General features: G+C 69.9%; 14 protein-coding genes. 10 read left to right on the top strand and 4 right to left on the bottom strand.

All coding sequences use genetic code 11. The features are described 5' to 3' along the window. The first annotated feature begins 29 nt into the window (after positions 1 to 29). The 8 genes from tsf to EDF46_RS03815 all read left to right on the top strand — a co-directional run bounded on the left by tsf (position 30) and on the right by EDF46_RS03815 (position 6,166). On the top strand, positions 30 to 860 hold the full coding sequence (gene tsf, locus EDF46_RS03850) for a translation elongation factor Ts (protein WP_123504926.1): 831 nt from the start codon (positions 30 to 32) through the stop codon (positions 858 to 860). 156 nt (positions 861 to 1,016) lie between these two features. Next, on the top strand, positions 1,017 to 1,736 hold the full coding sequence (gene pyrH, locus EDF46_RS03845) for a UMP kinase (RefSeq protein ID WP_123504925.1): 720 nt from the start codon (positions 1,017 to 1,019) through the stop codon (positions 1,734 to 1,736). A 130-nt stretch (positions 1,737 to 1,866) separates the two neighbouring features. Continuing rightward, positions 1,867 to 2,382, top strand: a complete 516-nt coding sequence (gene frr / locus EDF46_RS03840; RefSeq protein WP_233579878.1) for a ribosome recycling factor — start codon at positions 1,867 to 1,869, stop codon at positions 2,380 to 2,382. Next, entirely contained in the window at positions 2,382 to 3,353 is a 972-nt protein-coding gene (locus tag EDF46_RS03835) for a phosphatidate cytidylyltransferase (protein ID WP_123504923.1), read from the top strand. The genes frr and EDF46_RS03835 overlap by 1 nt, the downstream gene beginning before the upstream one ends. Positions 3,354 to 3,482: 129 nt before the next feature. Then, complete coding sequence (locus EDF46_RS03830; protein WP_123505185.1) at positions 3,483 to 4,031, top strand: DivIVA domain-containing protein; 549 nt, start codon at positions 3,483 to 3,485, stop codon at positions 4,029 to 4,031. 147 nt (positions 4,032 to 4,178) lie between these two features. Then, a complete protein-coding gene (locus EDF46_RS18665; RefSeq protein ID WP_233579799.1) occupies positions 4,179 to 4,940 on the top strand; it encodes a lytic transglycosylase domain-containing protein in 762 nt (253 codons plus the stop codon). Positions 4,941 to 5,093: 153 nt separating this feature from the next. Beyond that, complete coding sequence (locus EDF46_RS03820) at positions 5,094 to 5,408, top strand: hypothetical protein (RefSeq protein ID WP_123504922.1); 315 nt, start codon at positions 5,094 to 5,096, stop codon at positions 5,406 to 5,408. Continuing rightward, on the top strand, positions 5,405 to 6,166 hold the full coding sequence (locus EDF46_RS03815; protein WP_123504921.1) for an alpha/beta hydrolase: 762 nt from the start codon (positions 5,405 to 5,407) through the stop codon (positions 6,164 to 6,166). Before EDF46_RS03820 ends, EDF46_RS03815 begins: the two co-directional genes overlap by 4 nt. A 102-nt stretch (positions 6,167 to 6,268) precedes the next feature. On the opposite strand, the gene EDF46_RS03810 is transcribed toward EDF46_RS03815, so the two are convergent. From EDF46_RS03810 to EDF46_RS03800, 3 genes are all read right to left on the bottom strand, one after another. Continuing rightward, on the bottom strand, positions 6,269 to 7,129 hold the full coding sequence (locus tag EDF46_RS03810) for an oxidoreductase (protein ID WP_123504920.1): 861 nt from the start codon (positions 7,127 to 7,129) through the stop codon (positions 6,269 to 6,271). 103 nt (positions 7,130 to 7,232) lie between these two features. Then, complete coding sequence (locus tag EDF46_RS03805; RefSeq protein WP_123504919.1) at positions 7,233 to 8,291, bottom strand: AI-2E family transporter; 1,059 nt, start codon at positions 8,289 to 8,291, stop codon at positions 7,233 to 7,235. Positions 8,292 to 8,298: 7 nt separating this feature from the next. Further along, on the bottom strand, positions 8,299 to 10,026 hold the full coding sequence (locus EDF46_RS03800; RefSeq protein WP_148061129.1) for a hypothetical protein: 1,728 nt from the start codon (positions 10,024 to 10,026) through the stop codon (positions 8,299 to 8,301). A gap of 212 nt (positions 10,027 to 10,238) precedes the next feature. On the opposite strand from EDF46_RS03800, the gene EDF46_RS03795 reads away from it, so the two are divergent. Continuing rightward, positions 10,239 to 12,011: a hypothetical protein gene (locus EDF46_RS03795; RefSeq protein WP_123504917.1), complete on the top strand. Its 1,773-nt coding sequence runs from the start codon at positions 10,239 to 10,241 to the stop codon at positions 12,009 to 12,011. Beyond that, a complete protein-coding gene (locus tag EDF46_RS03790; RefSeq protein WP_123504916.1) occupies positions 12,008 to 12,958 on the top strand; it encodes a tetratricopeptide repeat protein in 951 nt (316 codons plus the stop codon). Before EDF46_RS03795 ends, EDF46_RS03790 begins: the two co-directional genes overlap by 4 nt. Positions 12,959 to 13,048: 90 nt before the next feature. Here EDF46_RS03790 and glgB read toward each other — a convergent pair whose 3' ends face one another. Continuing rightward, on the bottom strand, positions 13,049 to 15,220 hold the full coding sequence (gene glgB, locus EDF46_RS03785; RefSeq protein WP_123504915.1) for a 1,4-alpha-glucan branching protein GlgB: 2,172 nt from the start codon (positions 15,218 to 15,220) through the stop codon (positions 13,049 to 13,051).

The following is a 15,220-nucleotide window of genomic DNA, read 5'->3' as shown; positions in this document are numbered from 1 at the left end:
GCACGCCTGATTCACGAAAGGGCACATCAATGGCCAACTACTCACTCGCCGACGTCAAGGTCCTCCGCGACCGTCTCGGCGCGGGCATGCTCGACTCCAAGAACGCGCTCGTCGAAGCCGAGGGCGACCTCGAGAAGGCGATCGAGATCCTGCGCGTCAAGGGTCTGAAGGGCGTCGCCAAGCGCGAGGGTCGCACGACCACCGCCGGCCTCGTCACCGCGAAGGTCGGCGCGGACACCGCGACGATCATCGAACTCGCCAGCGAGACCGACTTCGTCGCGAAGAACGACAAGTTCGTCGCGCTGGCCGAGACCGTCCTCGACACCGTCGCCGCCTCGGGCGCCGACGACGCCGAGACCGGCAATGCCGCGATCGTCTCGGGCGACCAGACGGTCGCCGCCTTCGTCGACCAGGAGGCCGCTCTTCTCGGCGAGAAGGTCGAGCTCCGCACGGTGGCAACGGTCCCGGGCTCCGAGTTCGCCGTCTACCTGCACAAGACCTCCAAAGACCTGCCCCCGCAGGTCGGCGTGGTCGTGGGCTACACCGGCGGCGACGCCGAGACGGCTCGCTCGATCGCTCAGCACATCGCGTTCGCCGACCCGAAGTACCTGAGCCGCGACGAGGTCCCGGCCGAGGAGGTCGCCCGCGAGCGCGCCATCGTCGAGGAGACCGCGAAGAACGAGGGCAAGCCCGAAGCGGCTCTGCCCAAGATCATCGAGGGACGCCTCACGGGCTTCTTCAAAGAAATCGCCCTGCTCGACCAGGCCTACGCGAAGGACAGCAAGCTGTCCGTCGAGAAGGTCCTCGCCGAGGCCGGCATGACCGTCCAGGGCTTCGCCCGGATCAAGGTCGGCGCGTAGCACCACCCGATGGGGCCCGAGACGAGCGATCGTCTCGGGCCCCATCTGCGCGCGCGCAGACGATTCGCCGCACGGCGAAGGGCGCTTCGTTCCTGCGCCCGCCCGCACTCTGATTTCTGGCTACGCTGACATGAGCCATCACCGAGGGAGAACACGATGAAGACACCGAAGACCGCCCGCCGCCGAGTTCTCCTGAAGCTGTCGGGCGAAGCGTTCGGGGGCGGATCCCTGGGTGTCAACCCCGACGTCGTCAGCGCGCTGGCCAGCGAGATCGCCGAGGCCTCGGCCGACGTCGAGGTCGCGATCGTGGTCGGCGGCGGCAACTTCTTCCGCGGCGCGGAGCTCAGCCAGCGCGGCATGGACCGAGGCCGCGCCGACTACATGGGCATGCTGGGCACCGTCATGAACGCCCTCGCCCTGCAGGACTTCCTCGAGCAGACCGGCGCCTCCACCCGCGTGCAGTCGGCCATCGCGATGACCCAGGTCGCCGAGCCGTACATTCCGCGCCGCGCCGGCCGCCACCTCGAGAAGGGCCGCATCGTCATCTTCGGCGCCGGCGCGGGCCTGCCCTACTTCTCGACCGACACCGTCTCGGCGCAGCGGGCGCTCGAGATCGGCGCCACCGAGGTGCTCGTCGCGAAGAACGGCGTCGACGGCGTCTACTCGGCCGACCCGCGCACCGATCCGACGGCCATGAAGTACGACACCCTCACCTACCAGGACGCCCTCGTGAAGGGCCTCAAGGTCGTCGACTCGACCGCCTTCAGCCTCTGCATGGACAACGGCATGCCCATGCGCGTGTTCGGCATGGAGGGCGACAACAACGTGGCCCGCGCCATCCGCGGCGAGGCCATCGGCACCCTCGTCAGCAACTGAGGGGCCACGGGGCGCGAACTCCCCGACCGGCGGCGGGGCGCAGGTCGAGCATCGGCCCCCCGAGTAAGCTGACGACGAACTAAGGAGCAATGTGGCGATCGCAGATGTACTGACCGAGACCAAAGACAAGATGGGCAAGGCCGTCGAGGTCGCGAAAGACGACTTCAACACGGTGCGCACGGGCCGCATCAACCCGGCGCTGTTCCAGAAGATCCCGGTCGACTACTACGGCACCCCGACTCCGCTCGCTCAGCTGGCGTCGCTTCAGGCGCCCGAGGCGCGCACGCTGATCGTGACGCCCTACGACAAGACGGCGCTCAAAGAGATCGAGAAGGCCATCGCGACCTTCCCCAACCTCGGTGCCAGCCCGACGAACGACGGCACGATCGTGCGCGTGACGATCCCCGAGCTGACGCAGGACCGCCGCAAGGAGTTCGTCAAGATCGTCAAGACCAAGGGCGAAGACGCCAAGGTCGCGATCCGCAACATCCGCCGCAAGGCGAAAGACGACCTCGACTCGCAGCCCGAGGTCGGCGAAGACGAGATCTCGCGCGCCGAGAAGGAGCTCGAGTCCATCACGAAGGGCTTCGTCGACCAGATCGACGACGCGCTGAAGAAAAAAGAGGCGGAGCTCCTCGAGGTCTGATGGGAACCGTTCCTGACGATCCGGAGCGCGGCACCACTCCGACCAGACCCGACGTCGACGCGCGGGCCCACTCGGCGCGCCACGAGATCGAAGACCAGCTCCGCGCCCAGCGTGCACGCCTCGAGGCCAGCAACGCGAAGCTGACCGAGCGCACCGGCCGCAACCTGCCCGCGGCGATCGGCATCGGCGTCGGCCTCGGGGGCTCCGTGCTGGTCAGCCTGATCCTCGTCAAGGCCCTGTTCATGGTCGTCGCGGCCGTGCTGATCCTCTTCATGGTGATCGAGCTGACCAACGCGGTGCGAGTCGCCGGGCGCAACGTGCCTCGCGTCCCCAGCGTCCTGACGGCGCTGGCCGTAGTTCCAGCCGCCTACTACTGGCGCGCCGAGGGCCAGTGGCTCGTGCTGCTGGGCGGAATCCTCTTCATCTCGCTGTGGCGCGTGGCCGAGATCGCCGTGCCCTCGCGAAAGGCCACGGGTGCCGACCTGGTCCGAGACCTCGGCACGGGCGCGTTCGTGCAGATCTACACGACCTTCCTCGGCTCGTTCCTGGTGCTTCTCACGGCCCAGGACGGCGGTCAGTGGTGGGCGCTCGGCACGCTGATCATCGTGATCTCGGTCGACACCGGCGCCTACGCTGCCGGCCTCAACTTCGGCAAGCACAAGATGGCGCCGCGCATCAGCCCCAAGAAGACCTGGGAGGGGTTCGCAGGATCAGCGGCGGCCGCCATGATCGCGGGCGTTCTGATCGCGCTGTTCATGATCCACGAGGCCTGGTGGCTGGGCGTGCTGATGGGCGCCGTGCTGACGCTGACCGCCACGGTCGGCGACCTGACGGAGTCGCTCATCAAGCGCGATCTCGGCATCAAGGACATCTCGACGTGGCTGCCCGGGCACGGCGGCTTCCTCGACCGGCTCGACTCGACGCTGCCGTCAGCGGTCGTCGCGTACGCCCTCTACCTCATCTTCGCGTAGGCCCGCGGCACCCCCGCGGCGGCGGAGAAGCCCCGCGCGGCGGCGGAGAAGCCCGCCGCGGCGGCGGGTTCCTGCCGCTGGTGCGGGTCGCGCGACCGCTTCCACGGGATCGTGCGGCACAATGTCACCGTGAGCGCGACATTCCCCAAGGTGACCGGCTCGACCCGCGGCTACGACATCGAGCAGGTCGAAGACTTCCTCAAGGAAGCCCGTGCGGCCTACTCGGGCGACGCGGAGTCCCCGGAGGTGTCGGCGGAGTCCATTCGCCGCACGGCCTTCTCGATGGTCAAGCACGGCTACGTGCCCGACCACGTCGATTCGGCCCTCGAGCGCCTCGAAGACGCCTTCGCCATGCGCGAGCGCGAGCGGTACCTCCGTTCGACGGGCGACGAGACCTGGTTCGCCGAGGCGAAGGCGACGGCCGAGGCTGTAGTCGCGCGCCTGGAGCGACCAGAGGGTCACCGATTCGACCGTGTCAGCGTGCTGTCGTCCGGCTACCACCCGAAAGACGTCGACCGCCTCGCGACGCGTCTTCGCGGCTACTTCTCTGAGGGGCGGGCGCTCAGCATCGAAGAGGTCCGCACGAGCGTGTTCCGCTCGAAGCGCGGCGGCTACCGCGAGGCCCAGGTCGACCTCGTGCTCGATTCCGTGGTCGACGTCATGCTGGCCGTTCGCTGACGATTCACTCCGCATGTCCTCCGGGATACATCTCACGGATGATGGCGCGCCGCCATCGAAGGCTGTACGGCTCGTGATCCATCCGTTATAGTTGACGGACTTATGGGTAGGCACTCCGCAGTACACGCATCCGGTCCGTCGCGATCCGTGGTCTCACGACCGCGCGCCAGCGCACCGGCAGTCCGTCAGACCGCTCTGGTCCTCGCCCCGGCAGCTGCTTCATCGGGTTTCCGCGCTCCTCAGAAGCGCGTCATCCTTCCGCTTGTCGGGTTCGCGGCCACGTTCGCCTTCGTCTCCGCCTCGCTCGTGAACCCGCTCTCCGGTGCCTATGCGTCGACGACGACGCCCAGCACCGACACGGCCATCTCGAGTGGATACACCGTGGGCGGCCAGAGCTACACCGTGGCCGACGGGGCGTCCATCTCGACGAGCCGCGACGCCTACACCGTCAACTACACGGCCCCGGTGGTCGTCGAGAAGGCCAAGACCACGGCCACCGCCGAGTCCACGGCGACCGACACGGCCACGGCCGACACGACGGCTGCCGATGCTGCCCCGACGACGACCACCACGACGGTCACGGCGGCACCGGCCGCCGCAGCCGCTACCCCGGGCAGCGCCCAGGCCATCGGCGCGCAGCTCGTTGCCGCTCGGGGCTGGGACACCTCGCAGTACAACTGCCTCGTCTCGCTCTGGAACAAAGAGTCGGGCTGGAACGTCTACGCAGCCAACCCGTCGGGCGCCTACGGCATCCCGCAGGCACTGCCCGGCAGCAAGATGGCCTCCGTCGGTGCCGACTGGCAGACCAGCGCGTCCACTCAGATCACCTGGGGCCTCAACTACATCCAGGGCCGCTACGGCAACCCCTGCGGTGCCTGGGCCCACTCGGTCGCCAACAACTGGTACTAGGCCTCACCTCCGCCGCAGCCGACGCATCGGCGGCGGCGCGGTTGACGATGGATTCTCTGTGCCGTCACGGTAGCCAGGGGCAAACGAGCAGGAACTCCGGCGCCCCGCCGGTTCGACCACCGCCCCGCCACCCCCTTCGCTAGGCTGGAGGGCATGCCGCGCAGCAACCGACCTCGACGCGCCCCCGGCGGCCGTCCGGGCCAGGTGCCCGCGCACGACGACGGCGGCGACCTCAGTCGCATCCTCTACGGCGGCCAGCGAACAGAGACCCGACGAGGGCGCGAGTGGGTCGTCCAGGCCATCTCGGGTGCGTCGTCGACGAAGCCCTACGTCTGCCCCGGCTGCACGCTCCCCGTCGAGCCCGGAACGCCGCACGTCGTCGCATGGCGCGCCGACGGCCTGTTCGGCGAAGACTCCGACCTGGCGGCTCGCCGCCATTGGCACACCCACTGCTGGAAGATCTCATGACTGATGCGCACGCCGATGAAGCCGCACGCGAGCCCCTCCAGGTGCGAGGGGGCGTCGAGCTCCCGGCGCGGCGGAGCGACATCGAGCTGCACACCGCCGACGGGCTGACACTGGTCGGCGAGTGGGCAGTTCCTGCGTCCCGGCCCCCGGCTGCGACCCTGCTGACGCTGCACCCGCTGCCGACCGCAGGCGGCTTCATGGACTCGCACGTGATCCGCAAGGCGGCGGCGCGGCTTCCGGCACAGGCCGACCTGTCCGTGCTGCGGTTCAACTTCCGGAGCGCCTCGTCGCCCCGCGGGACGTCCGAGGGGGAGTTCGGCGACGGCGTCACCGAGCGCTTCGACCTCGCGGCCGCCATCGAGTTCGTTGCGGCCCAGGGGCTGCCGGCGCCGTGGCTGGTCGGCTGGTCGTTCGGCACCGAGGTCGTGCTGAAGCACGGCCTCGAGCACGACATCGCGGGGGCGATCCTGCTGTCGCCGCCCCTGTCGCGCACGAGCGAAGCCGAACTGGCTCGCTGGGCCGGGTCGGGCAGGCCCCTGGTGGCCATCGTGCCGGAGTTCGACGACTTCCTCCGACCCGCCGAGGCGCGCGAGCGATTCGCTGTCGTGCCCGAGACCGAGCTGGTCGAGGTCGAGGGCGGCAAGCACCTGTGGGTCGGCGAGAATCAGACCCGTCGGGTGCTGAGCGAGATCGTCCGGGTGGTCAATCCGGGGGCGCTGCCGATGTCTGAGTCCTGGCCCGAGCCGGCGCGGGTGTAACGACCGCGCGTGGCGACTGTGCCTGCTGGCGATGGGCCGCGGTCCCCGCAAGCGGAGGCGGCACAGCCCATCGCGTCGAGCTCGGCTCGACGCCGCCACCGCTCACCCGATCGCGTCGAGTTCGGCCACCGCGTCGGCGGGCAGCTCGAGCTCGGCCGCGGCGACGTTCTCGCGCAGGTGCGCCTCTTTCGAGGTCCCGGGAATCAGGAGGACGTTCGGCGACCGCTGCAGCAGCCAGGTGAGCGCCACCGCGTTGGGAGTCTGACCGAGTCGAGCCGCCACCGCGTCGAGTACCCCCGACTGCAGCGGGCTGAAGCCGCCCAGGGGCCAGAACGGCACGTACGAGATACCCTGCTCGGCCAGCGACGCGATCAGCTCCTCGTCGCCGCGGTGGGCGACGTTGTACCAGTTCTGCACTGTCACGATGGGGGCGATGGCCCGCGCCTCTGCGACCTGCTCGGCGTCGACGACGCTGACGCCGAGATGCCGAATCAGCCCCTCGGCCCGCATCTCGGCCAGCGCGCCGAACGGCTCGGCGATCGAGCCGGGCACCGTCGAGTGCCCGTCGGCCCCGCCGCCCACGCGGAGGTTGACGACGTCGAGAGCATCGACGCCGAGCGTCCGCAGGTTCGAGTGCACCTGGTCGCGCAGCTGCTCGGGGGAGCGCGCGTGCGGCCAGCCGCCGTTCTCGTCGCGCACCGAGCCCACCTTCGTGACGATCGTCAGGTCGCCTGAGAAGGGTGCGAGGGCTTCGCGCAGGATCTCGTTCACGACGTGCGGCCCGTAGAAATCGGCGGTGTCGATGTGGTCGACGCCCAGCTCGACGGCCGTCCGGAGCACTGCGATCGCCTCGCCGCGGTCGGCCGGCGGGCCCCAGACCCGCGGGCCTGCCAGCTGCATCGCGCCGTAGCCCATCCGCGCGACCGTGGGGCCGCCTGTCATCGTGTACGTGGAGTTCGTCATGCCCCGAGTCTGCATCGGGCGCAGGAACCGCGGCAGTGCCGCCCCGCTCCTGGTAGCGCCGCGCCCAGCCTCCTGCCCCGACGGGCCCCCGCCTCAGGTCGGCTCAGCGCTCGTTCTGCCGCGGGATCACGACCTCGCGCACCACGAGCAGCACGGCCGCTGCCACGGGCACCGCGATGAGGGCGCCGAGCACGCCGAGCAGCGTGCCGCCGACCAGAGCGGAGATGATCACGATGACGCCCGGGACCTTGACCGCCTGGCGCATGACGCGCGGGGCGAGGATGTACGCCTCGACCTGCATGTAGACGAGGTAGTAGATGCCGAGGAAGATCCAGGTCGCGGGGGAGAGGGGCAGCAGCGCCACCTGCGCCAGCACGACCACCGCGGCCGCGCTCACCGTGCCCACGAGCGGGATCAGCGCGCCGATGAAGGCGATGAAGGCGAAGAAGGCCGGCAGCTGGGCGCCCGCGATCGACAGCACGATGAAGCTCAGGATGCCGTTGAGCAGCGCCAGCGACACCTGGCCGATCACGTAGCGCCCGACGGACGAGCTGATCCCCTCGGTGAGGCGCAGGAACTCGAGGCGACTCGACTTCGGCACGAGCTGCGAGAGGCCGCCCTTGATGCTGTCGAGCGACGCCATGAAGTAGAGGGTGAGGATCAGCACGATCAGCACCCCGGCGAGGCCGTTCGAGATCGCGACGCCGACGGCCAGGACGCCGCCGCCGATCGTGACGACGTTCTTCGGGTCGGTCAGGAAGTCGATCACGGTGTTCAGGGTGTCTTGCACGTCGAAGACGTCTTTCGGCACCAGGGACTGCAGATTGTCGGTGAACTGCTTGGCCGTGACGCTCTGCAGGTACGTGCTGAGGTTGTTCACGAGCACCGAGGTCTGCTGCACGATCGTCGGCACGATGGCGAAGACGACGCCGACGAATGCGGCGAGCACGGCGACCATGACGATGACGATCGCCAGCCAGCGCGGCACCCGGCGCTTCTCGAGGAAGCGGACGACGGGGTCGAGGCCGAGGGCCAGGAAGATGGCGACGCCGACGTAGGTCAGGATCGTCGAGAGCTCGCCGAGCGCGGTGCCGATCAGGACGGCGGTCAGGACGCCCAGGCCGCCGAAGAGGCCGAGGCGGTAGGGGTTGGCTATTCTCACGGGGCGGTCACTCGGCCGCGACCTGCTCGACCTGCTCGCCGTCGCCGATCATGCCGCGGAGGTTGCCGAAGTACGCGGCCACCTCGTCGCGGCGAGCGTTGATCTCGGAGAGGCGCTCCTCGGCGTCGCCGATGATGTCGCGAGCCTGGCGCTCGGCGTCGGAGACCAGGAAGCCGGCGCGCGACTGCGCGTTGCTCAGCGTCTCGGACGCCACGCGCTCGGACTCGGAGCGCACCTTGCGGGCTGTCGAGTACGCCGTCTCCTCCGCCTTGCGCGACTCCCGGCGCTTGGCCTCGGCGCGGGCCGTGACCTCGGCGAGCTGCGCGTTGGCGTCGTCGAGGAAGGTCTGCGTCTGCGTGACGGCGTCGTGGTGGCGCTCGACGTACTCCTTCTCTGCCTCGTCGCGGCGAGTGGCCAGCTCGGCGTCGAGGTCGACGCGGGCCTGCTCGGCCTCCTTGTCGAGGACCTCCTGCACCTCCTGGGCGCGAGCCTTCGTCTGCGCCTCGAAGTTCTCGAGCTCGTTCTTCAGACGTGCGCGCTGCGCCTCGTCGTCGTGGGCCAGGCGCGCACGAGTCTCGGCGAGGTCGGCGTCGAGCTCGGAGCGGGCGCGGGCGGCCTCGTCGGCGATGCGGGCATCGTGCTCGGCCAGCTCGCGGGCGATCCGCTCGCGGGTCTGCTCGAGGTCGCGTTCGATCTGCTCGGCGGTCTCGCGGGTGCTGCGCGCGATGGCCTCGGTGCTGGCGGCGCGGGCGGCCTCGATGTCGGCGTGGGCCTCGCCGACCTCGCGGTCGAGCTCGGCGCGCGTGACCTCGGCCTCGCGGGCGAGCGCCTGCCGCGTCGTGGACGCCTCGTTCTCGAGGGCGGCGCGGGCGGCGGTCGTCTCGCGGTCGAGCTCGGCGCGGCCGCCCATGACCTCGCGGTCGAGAGCGTCGCGGCGGGTGACGACCTCGTGCTCGAGGTCGGTACGCGTGGTCTCGCTGAGACGCAGGAGCTCGTCGCGGACGGTCATGCCCTCGAGCTCGAGCTCGGCGCGCTGACGCTCGGAGTCGCTCTCGAACGCGGCACGGCCCTCTTCGGTGTCGCGGGCGAGCGTCGCGGCGGCGTCGCGCGCGGCAGACACCTCGGCGGCGACGGTCTGGCGCAGCTCGGCGGCCTCCCGCTCGGCCTCGGCGCGAAGCGCGGCGGCCTCGCGGTGGGCGGTGGTCAGCGCCTCGGCGGCCTCGGTCGCGGCCGCGGTGCGGGTGGCGGACGCGTCGCGCTCGGCATCGGCGATCATGGCGCTCGCGTCGTCGCGGGCGCGAGCCACGAGGCGGTCGGCCTCGCCGGTCGACTCCTCGATCTGGGCGGCGGCGCGGCCTCGGGCGTCGTCGAGGATGTCGGCGGCGCGCTCTCGGGATTCGTCGGTGACGCGCCCGGCCTCCTCGGCCGCTGACGAGCGGAGCTCCGACGCCTCGCGCTCCGTCTTCGAGATGAGGTCGTTCGACTGCTCCTCCGCCAGGCGGAGGGTGCTCTCGAGCTTCGCACCCAGGCCCTTGTAGGTCGGCTCGCCGACCTCCTGCAGGTCGTCCTCGAGCGACTCGACGCGCTGGTTCAGGGCCTTGACGGACTCGGCCTGCTCGGCACGGTCGCTGTTGGCCTTGATCAGCTCTCGCCGGAGGTCGCCGAGAGCCTTCTCGACCTCCTCCTTCTTGTAGCCGCGGAGCTCGGTTCCGAATTCAGCCTCATCAGTGGCCACGAATGTCTCCCTGTGGTTGGGGTGCCCGAAAGGAAGGGGCGCGAGAACGATGAACACGTTGGAACCCGCTGCGACGGCCAACCTCCGTATTTTAGCGGGATACGGAGGATGTGATGCGGGCTAGGTCTCTCCCAGAGAGGTCGGCTATCCTGAACCGTCTTAAATTCGCTGCCGCCAGAAAGTCGGATGGTGGCACGAAGGGAGAAAAACTCGTGCGTTTCGTCTTGGCCGTCGTCACCCTGGTGATCGCGGCTCTGCTGGTCCTTCTCGGTCTGGCCCAACGGACGGTGTTCGCACCGGCCGACTCCGTCACCGCGACGTCCCAGTCGTCGTCGTCGGCACCGCTCACGCTGCTGCCCGCGTCGGCGCTCAAGGCCTACGAGGGGCGCGAGAGCATCCACATCGCCGGTGCGAAGGACTCCTTCGCCGCCTACGGCCGCACCGCCGACATCGTCGGCTGGATCGGCGACACGACCTACAACCGCGTGTCGTACGACAAGGCCACCGGCGACTTCACGACCAAGACGGTCGACGGCACCAGCAGCACCGCGCCCGACCCGCGCGACTCCGACCTCTGGACGGCCGAGTACTCCGGGTCAGACCTCCGGTTCTCGCTCGTCGGCGACACCGACATCTCGGTGCTCGTGGCCACCGACGGCAGCGCGGCCGTCCCCAAGACGGTGTCCGTGACCTGGCCGCTGTCGACGGCGACCCCGTTGGTCGGCCCTCTGATCAGCGCCGGTCTGCTCGTCTTCGTGATCGGCGTCCTGCTCTTCGCGTGGGCCGTCGCCCACCACCGTCGCACGCGCGGCCCGCGACGCTCGGGCGGCGGCAAGCCCCCGCGCCTCAAGCGCTCCGAGCGCCGCGGCTCCGTCCGCTCCTCCCGCAAGGCCGCCCTCGGCCTCACCTCAGGCCGCGGCCCGCGCGGCCGCCGCATGGTCGCCGTCGTGCCGGTGGTGCTCGTGACGGCGCTCGGCCTGTCTGCGTGTTCCTCGGACTACTGGCCGCAGCCCGCGACCGGCGACTCCACGAGCGCGGCGACGCCGTCGGCGACGGCGACCGCCGCGCCGGGCGACGACCTCCAGCCCCCGGCGGTGACCGTGCCGCAGGCGAAGCGCGTCATCGCCCGGATCACGGCCGTCCAGACCAGCGCCGACAAAGACCTCGACCCGAAGCTGGCGGCGACGCGCTTCACTGGTCCGGCTCTGCAGCAGCGCACAGCGAGCTACACCATCCGCAAGGCCGACAAGACGGCCGCCCTTCCGGTGTCGATCCCGAGCGGCTCCGTCAGCCTCACGCTCCCGCAGCAGACCGACTCGTGGCCGCGCACCGTCTTCGCGCTCGTCCAGAGCACCACGTCGACGAAGGTCGCGCCCGTCGGCGTGATGCTCGTGCAGGAGAGCGCCCGCGACCCCTACAAGGTCGACTACCTCGTCGGCCTCGAGGCGGGCGCGCAGATTCCGAAGGTGGCGCCGGCGACGATCGGCGCCGCGCGACTCGCTCCCGACGTGAAGCTCCTCGCGCTGGAGCCCGACAAGGTCGCCGCGGCCTACGCCGCCATCCTCAAGAACGGCGACACGGCCTCGTCGGCCTCGGCCTTCCAGGCCGACGGCGACACGCTCCGCGACAAGATCGGCAAGCCCTACAAAGACGCCAAGGCGAAGAAGCTCCCGTCGACGGCGTCCATCGCCTACTCGAGCAAGGTGGGCACCGAGCCGAGCATCGCCTTCGCGACCAACGACGCCGGCGCGATCGTCTCGGTGTCGCTCGACGAGATCGAGACCGTCAAGCCCACGAAAGACGGCGCCGAGGTCAACACCGAGGGCGAGGTGAAGTCGCTCAGCGGCGTCTCCAAGTCCACCAAGGGCATCGTCGCCACGTACGGCGTCCAGCTCCTGTTCTCCGTCCCCCCGGTCGGCAGCTCCGACAAGATCGTGCTGCTCGGCTTCAGTCAGGCCCTGATCTCCGCGAAAGAGGCGTCATGAGCAATGTCCCCCCGAGCGCCGCGAGCCTTCGCGGCGCGGTCGACCTGTCGTCCCTCGTCAACCGTCCCGATCCCGCCGCGCCGGCACCGGCCGCGGAGCAGGCGGGCCCCGGCCCGGGAGGCGTCTCGTCGCTCGTGGTCGACATCACCGACGAGACCTTCTCGGCCGTCCTCGAGCTGAGCAACACCGTTCCGGTCATCGTCGACATCTGGGCCGAGTGGTGCGGGCCGTGCAAGCAGCTCTCGCCGATCCTCGAGAAGATCACGAACGAGTACGCCGGCCGCGTGGTCCTCGCCAAGGTCGACGCCGACACGAACCCGCAGCTCACTCAGGCCTTCCAGGCGCAGTCCATCCCGACCGTCGCCGCCGTGATCGGCGGGCGTCCGATGGGGCTGTTCGTCGGCGCGCTGCCCGAGGCCCAGGTGCGCGACGTGTTCGAGCAGGTGCTGGAGTTCGCCGCGCAGAACGGCGTCACGGGGTCGGTGCCCGTCGAGGGCGCCGCGGATCCTGCGGTCGAACCCGAGCCGGAGCCGCTGCCGCCGCACCACCAGGACGCCTATGACGCCATCGAACGCGGTGACTACGAGGCGGCGAAGCAGGCCTACACGACCGCGATCGCCCAGGACCCTCGCGACCAGCTCGCTGTCGCCGGCCTCGCGCAGGTCTCGCTGCTCGCTCGCCTGCAGGGCGTGTCGATGGCCGAGGTCCGTGACGCCGCGGCCGCAGCTCCCGGCGACGTCGACGCGCAGCTCGCCGTCGCCGACCTCGACGTCAGCGGCGGGCACGTCGTCGACGCGTTCGACCGCGTGCTCACGCTCTTCCCGTCACTCGACCAGGAGGGCAGAGACGCCGTGCGCACCCGCCTCCTCGAGTACTTCGAGATCGTCGGGCTGGACGCACCCGAGGTCGTCGCGGCCCGCCGTCGTCTGACGATGCTCCTGTACTAGCCGCGCACAGAGATGCCGGCCCCGACCAGTCCTTGCGGATCGGTCGGGGCCGGCGTGTCTCTGCCAGGCTTCCGGCAACGCGGCGCAGGATCAGCGCGCGAGCTTGAGCCAGATCACGCCGAGCGGCGGCAGCACGACCTCGGCCGATGCCGGTCGACCGGACCACGGGTCGGAGGTCGCCGTGACGCTGCCGAAGTTGCCCACGCCGGATCCGCCGTACTCGCCGGCGTCGGTGTTGAGGATCTCGTGCCAGACGCCGGCCTCGGGGAGCCCCATGCGCATGGCGACGGGCTGCCCCGAGAAGTTGGCGAAGACGGCGACGCGGTCGCCGTCGGAGGACTTCCGCAGGAACGCCACGACGCTGTCGGACGCCGCTCCGCCGTCGATCCACTCGAAGCCGTCGGTGTCGAAGTCGTGCTCCCACATCGACTTCTCGCCCTGGTACACGAGATTGAGCGTCCGGACGAGCGAGTGCAGGCCCTCGTGCATGGGCTGATCGAGCACCCACCAGTCGAGGCCGCGCTCCTCGCTCCACTCGGACGGCTGGCCGAACTCGGACCCCATGAACAGCAGCTGCTTGCCGGGGTGAGCCCACATGAAGGCGAGGTAGGCGCGCAGGTTGGCGAGCTTTTGCCACTCGTCGCCGGGCATCTTGCCGTACAGAGAGCCCTTGCCGTGCACGACCTCGTCGTGGCTGATCGGCAGCATGAAGTTCTCGCTGAACGCGTAGACGAACGAGAACGTGATCTCGCCGTGGTGGTAGCTGCGGTACATCGGGTCGCGCTCGATGTACTCGAGCGAGTCGTGCATCCAGCCCATGTTCCACTTCAGGCCGAAGCCGAGGCCGCCGTCGCTGGTCGGGCGCGTCACCCCGGGCCACGACGTGCTCTCCTCGGCGATCATGACGATGCCCGGGTTGCGCTTGTAGGCGGTCGCGTTGACCTCCTGCAGGAAGGCGATCGCCTCGAGGTTCTCGCGCCCGCCGAACTTGTTCGGCACCCACTCGCCGTCGTTGCGGCTGTAGTCGAGGTACAGCATCGAGGCCACGGCGTCGACGCGGAGGCCGTCGATGTGGAACTCCTCGAGCCAGTAGAGGGCGTTGGCGACCAGGAAGTTCCTGACCTGCGAATCACCGAAGTTGAAGACGTGAGTGCCCCAGTCGGGCTGGTCGCCGAGCCGCGGATCGGAGTGCTCGTAGACGGCGACTCCGTCGAACTTCGCCAGCGCCCACTCGTCTTTGGGGAAGTGGCCGGGCACCCAGTCCATGATCACGCCGATGTCGGCCTGGTGGAGGCGGTCGATGAGGTACTTGAGATCGTCGGGCGTTCCGAAGCGCGAGGTGGGCGCGTAGTAGCCCGTGACCTGGTAGCCCCACGAGCCGCCGAACGGGTGCTCGGAGAGGGGCAGGAACTCTACGTGGGTGAACCCCAGGTCGGTCACGTACCCGATGAGGTGGTCGGCGACCTCGCGATAGGAGAGTCCGGGGCGCCAGGAGCCCAGGTGCAGCTCGTAGACGCTCATCGGGCGCCTGGAGTGGTCGGCGCGATCGCGCGACTCGAGCCAGTCGGAGTCGGCCCACTCGTGGCTGCTCTGAGTGATGACGGAGCCCGTCGCGGGCGGCACCTCGGAGTACCGGGCCATGGGGTCGGCGCGGTCGACCCAGCGGCCGTCGGGCGTCAGGATCTCGAACTTGTAGGTGCCGGAGGTGACGCCCGGCACGAAGAGCTCCCAGATGCCGTTGCCGTCGAGGCGGCGCATGGCATGCGCGACGCCGTACCAGCCGTTGAAGTCGGCCTTGACCCGGACGGCCTGCGCGTGCGGCGCCCAGACCGAGAAGGCGGTGCCGAGCGTGCCCTGGTGCTCGCGCACGTGCGACCCGAGCACGTTCCAGAGCTCTTCGTGGCGACCCTCGCCGAAGAGGTAGAGGTCGACCTCGCCGACCGTCGGCCAGAAGCGGTACGGGTCGTCGGCGAGCCAGGGCGCGTCGGCACCGTCGTAGGTGGCCTCGATCCGGTAGGCGCCGGGCTCGATGATGGCGAGGGCCTCCCACACCCCGTCGGAGACGTGGCTCATGGAGAGGCGGGCACCGGTCTCGATCACCAGCGACACCGAGGTCGCCAGAGGCCGGAGGGCGCGGACCAGGACACCGGCGTCGACGTGGTGCGGTCCGAGGACACGGTGAGGGTGCGGGTGCGACCCGACGGAGACGAGATGGGCCTCGTTCGGGTCGAGTGCGGGGATGACGAGGTTCTGAGTGGTCAT

Origin of the sequence: Frondihabitans sp. PhB188 (genome assembly GCF_003752365.1) — a bacterium.
Lineage (GTDB): Bacteria > Actinomycetota > Actinomycetes > Actinomycetales > Microbacteriaceae > Frondihabitans.
This window is presented reverse-complemented; position numbering and strand designations above follow the sequence as displayed.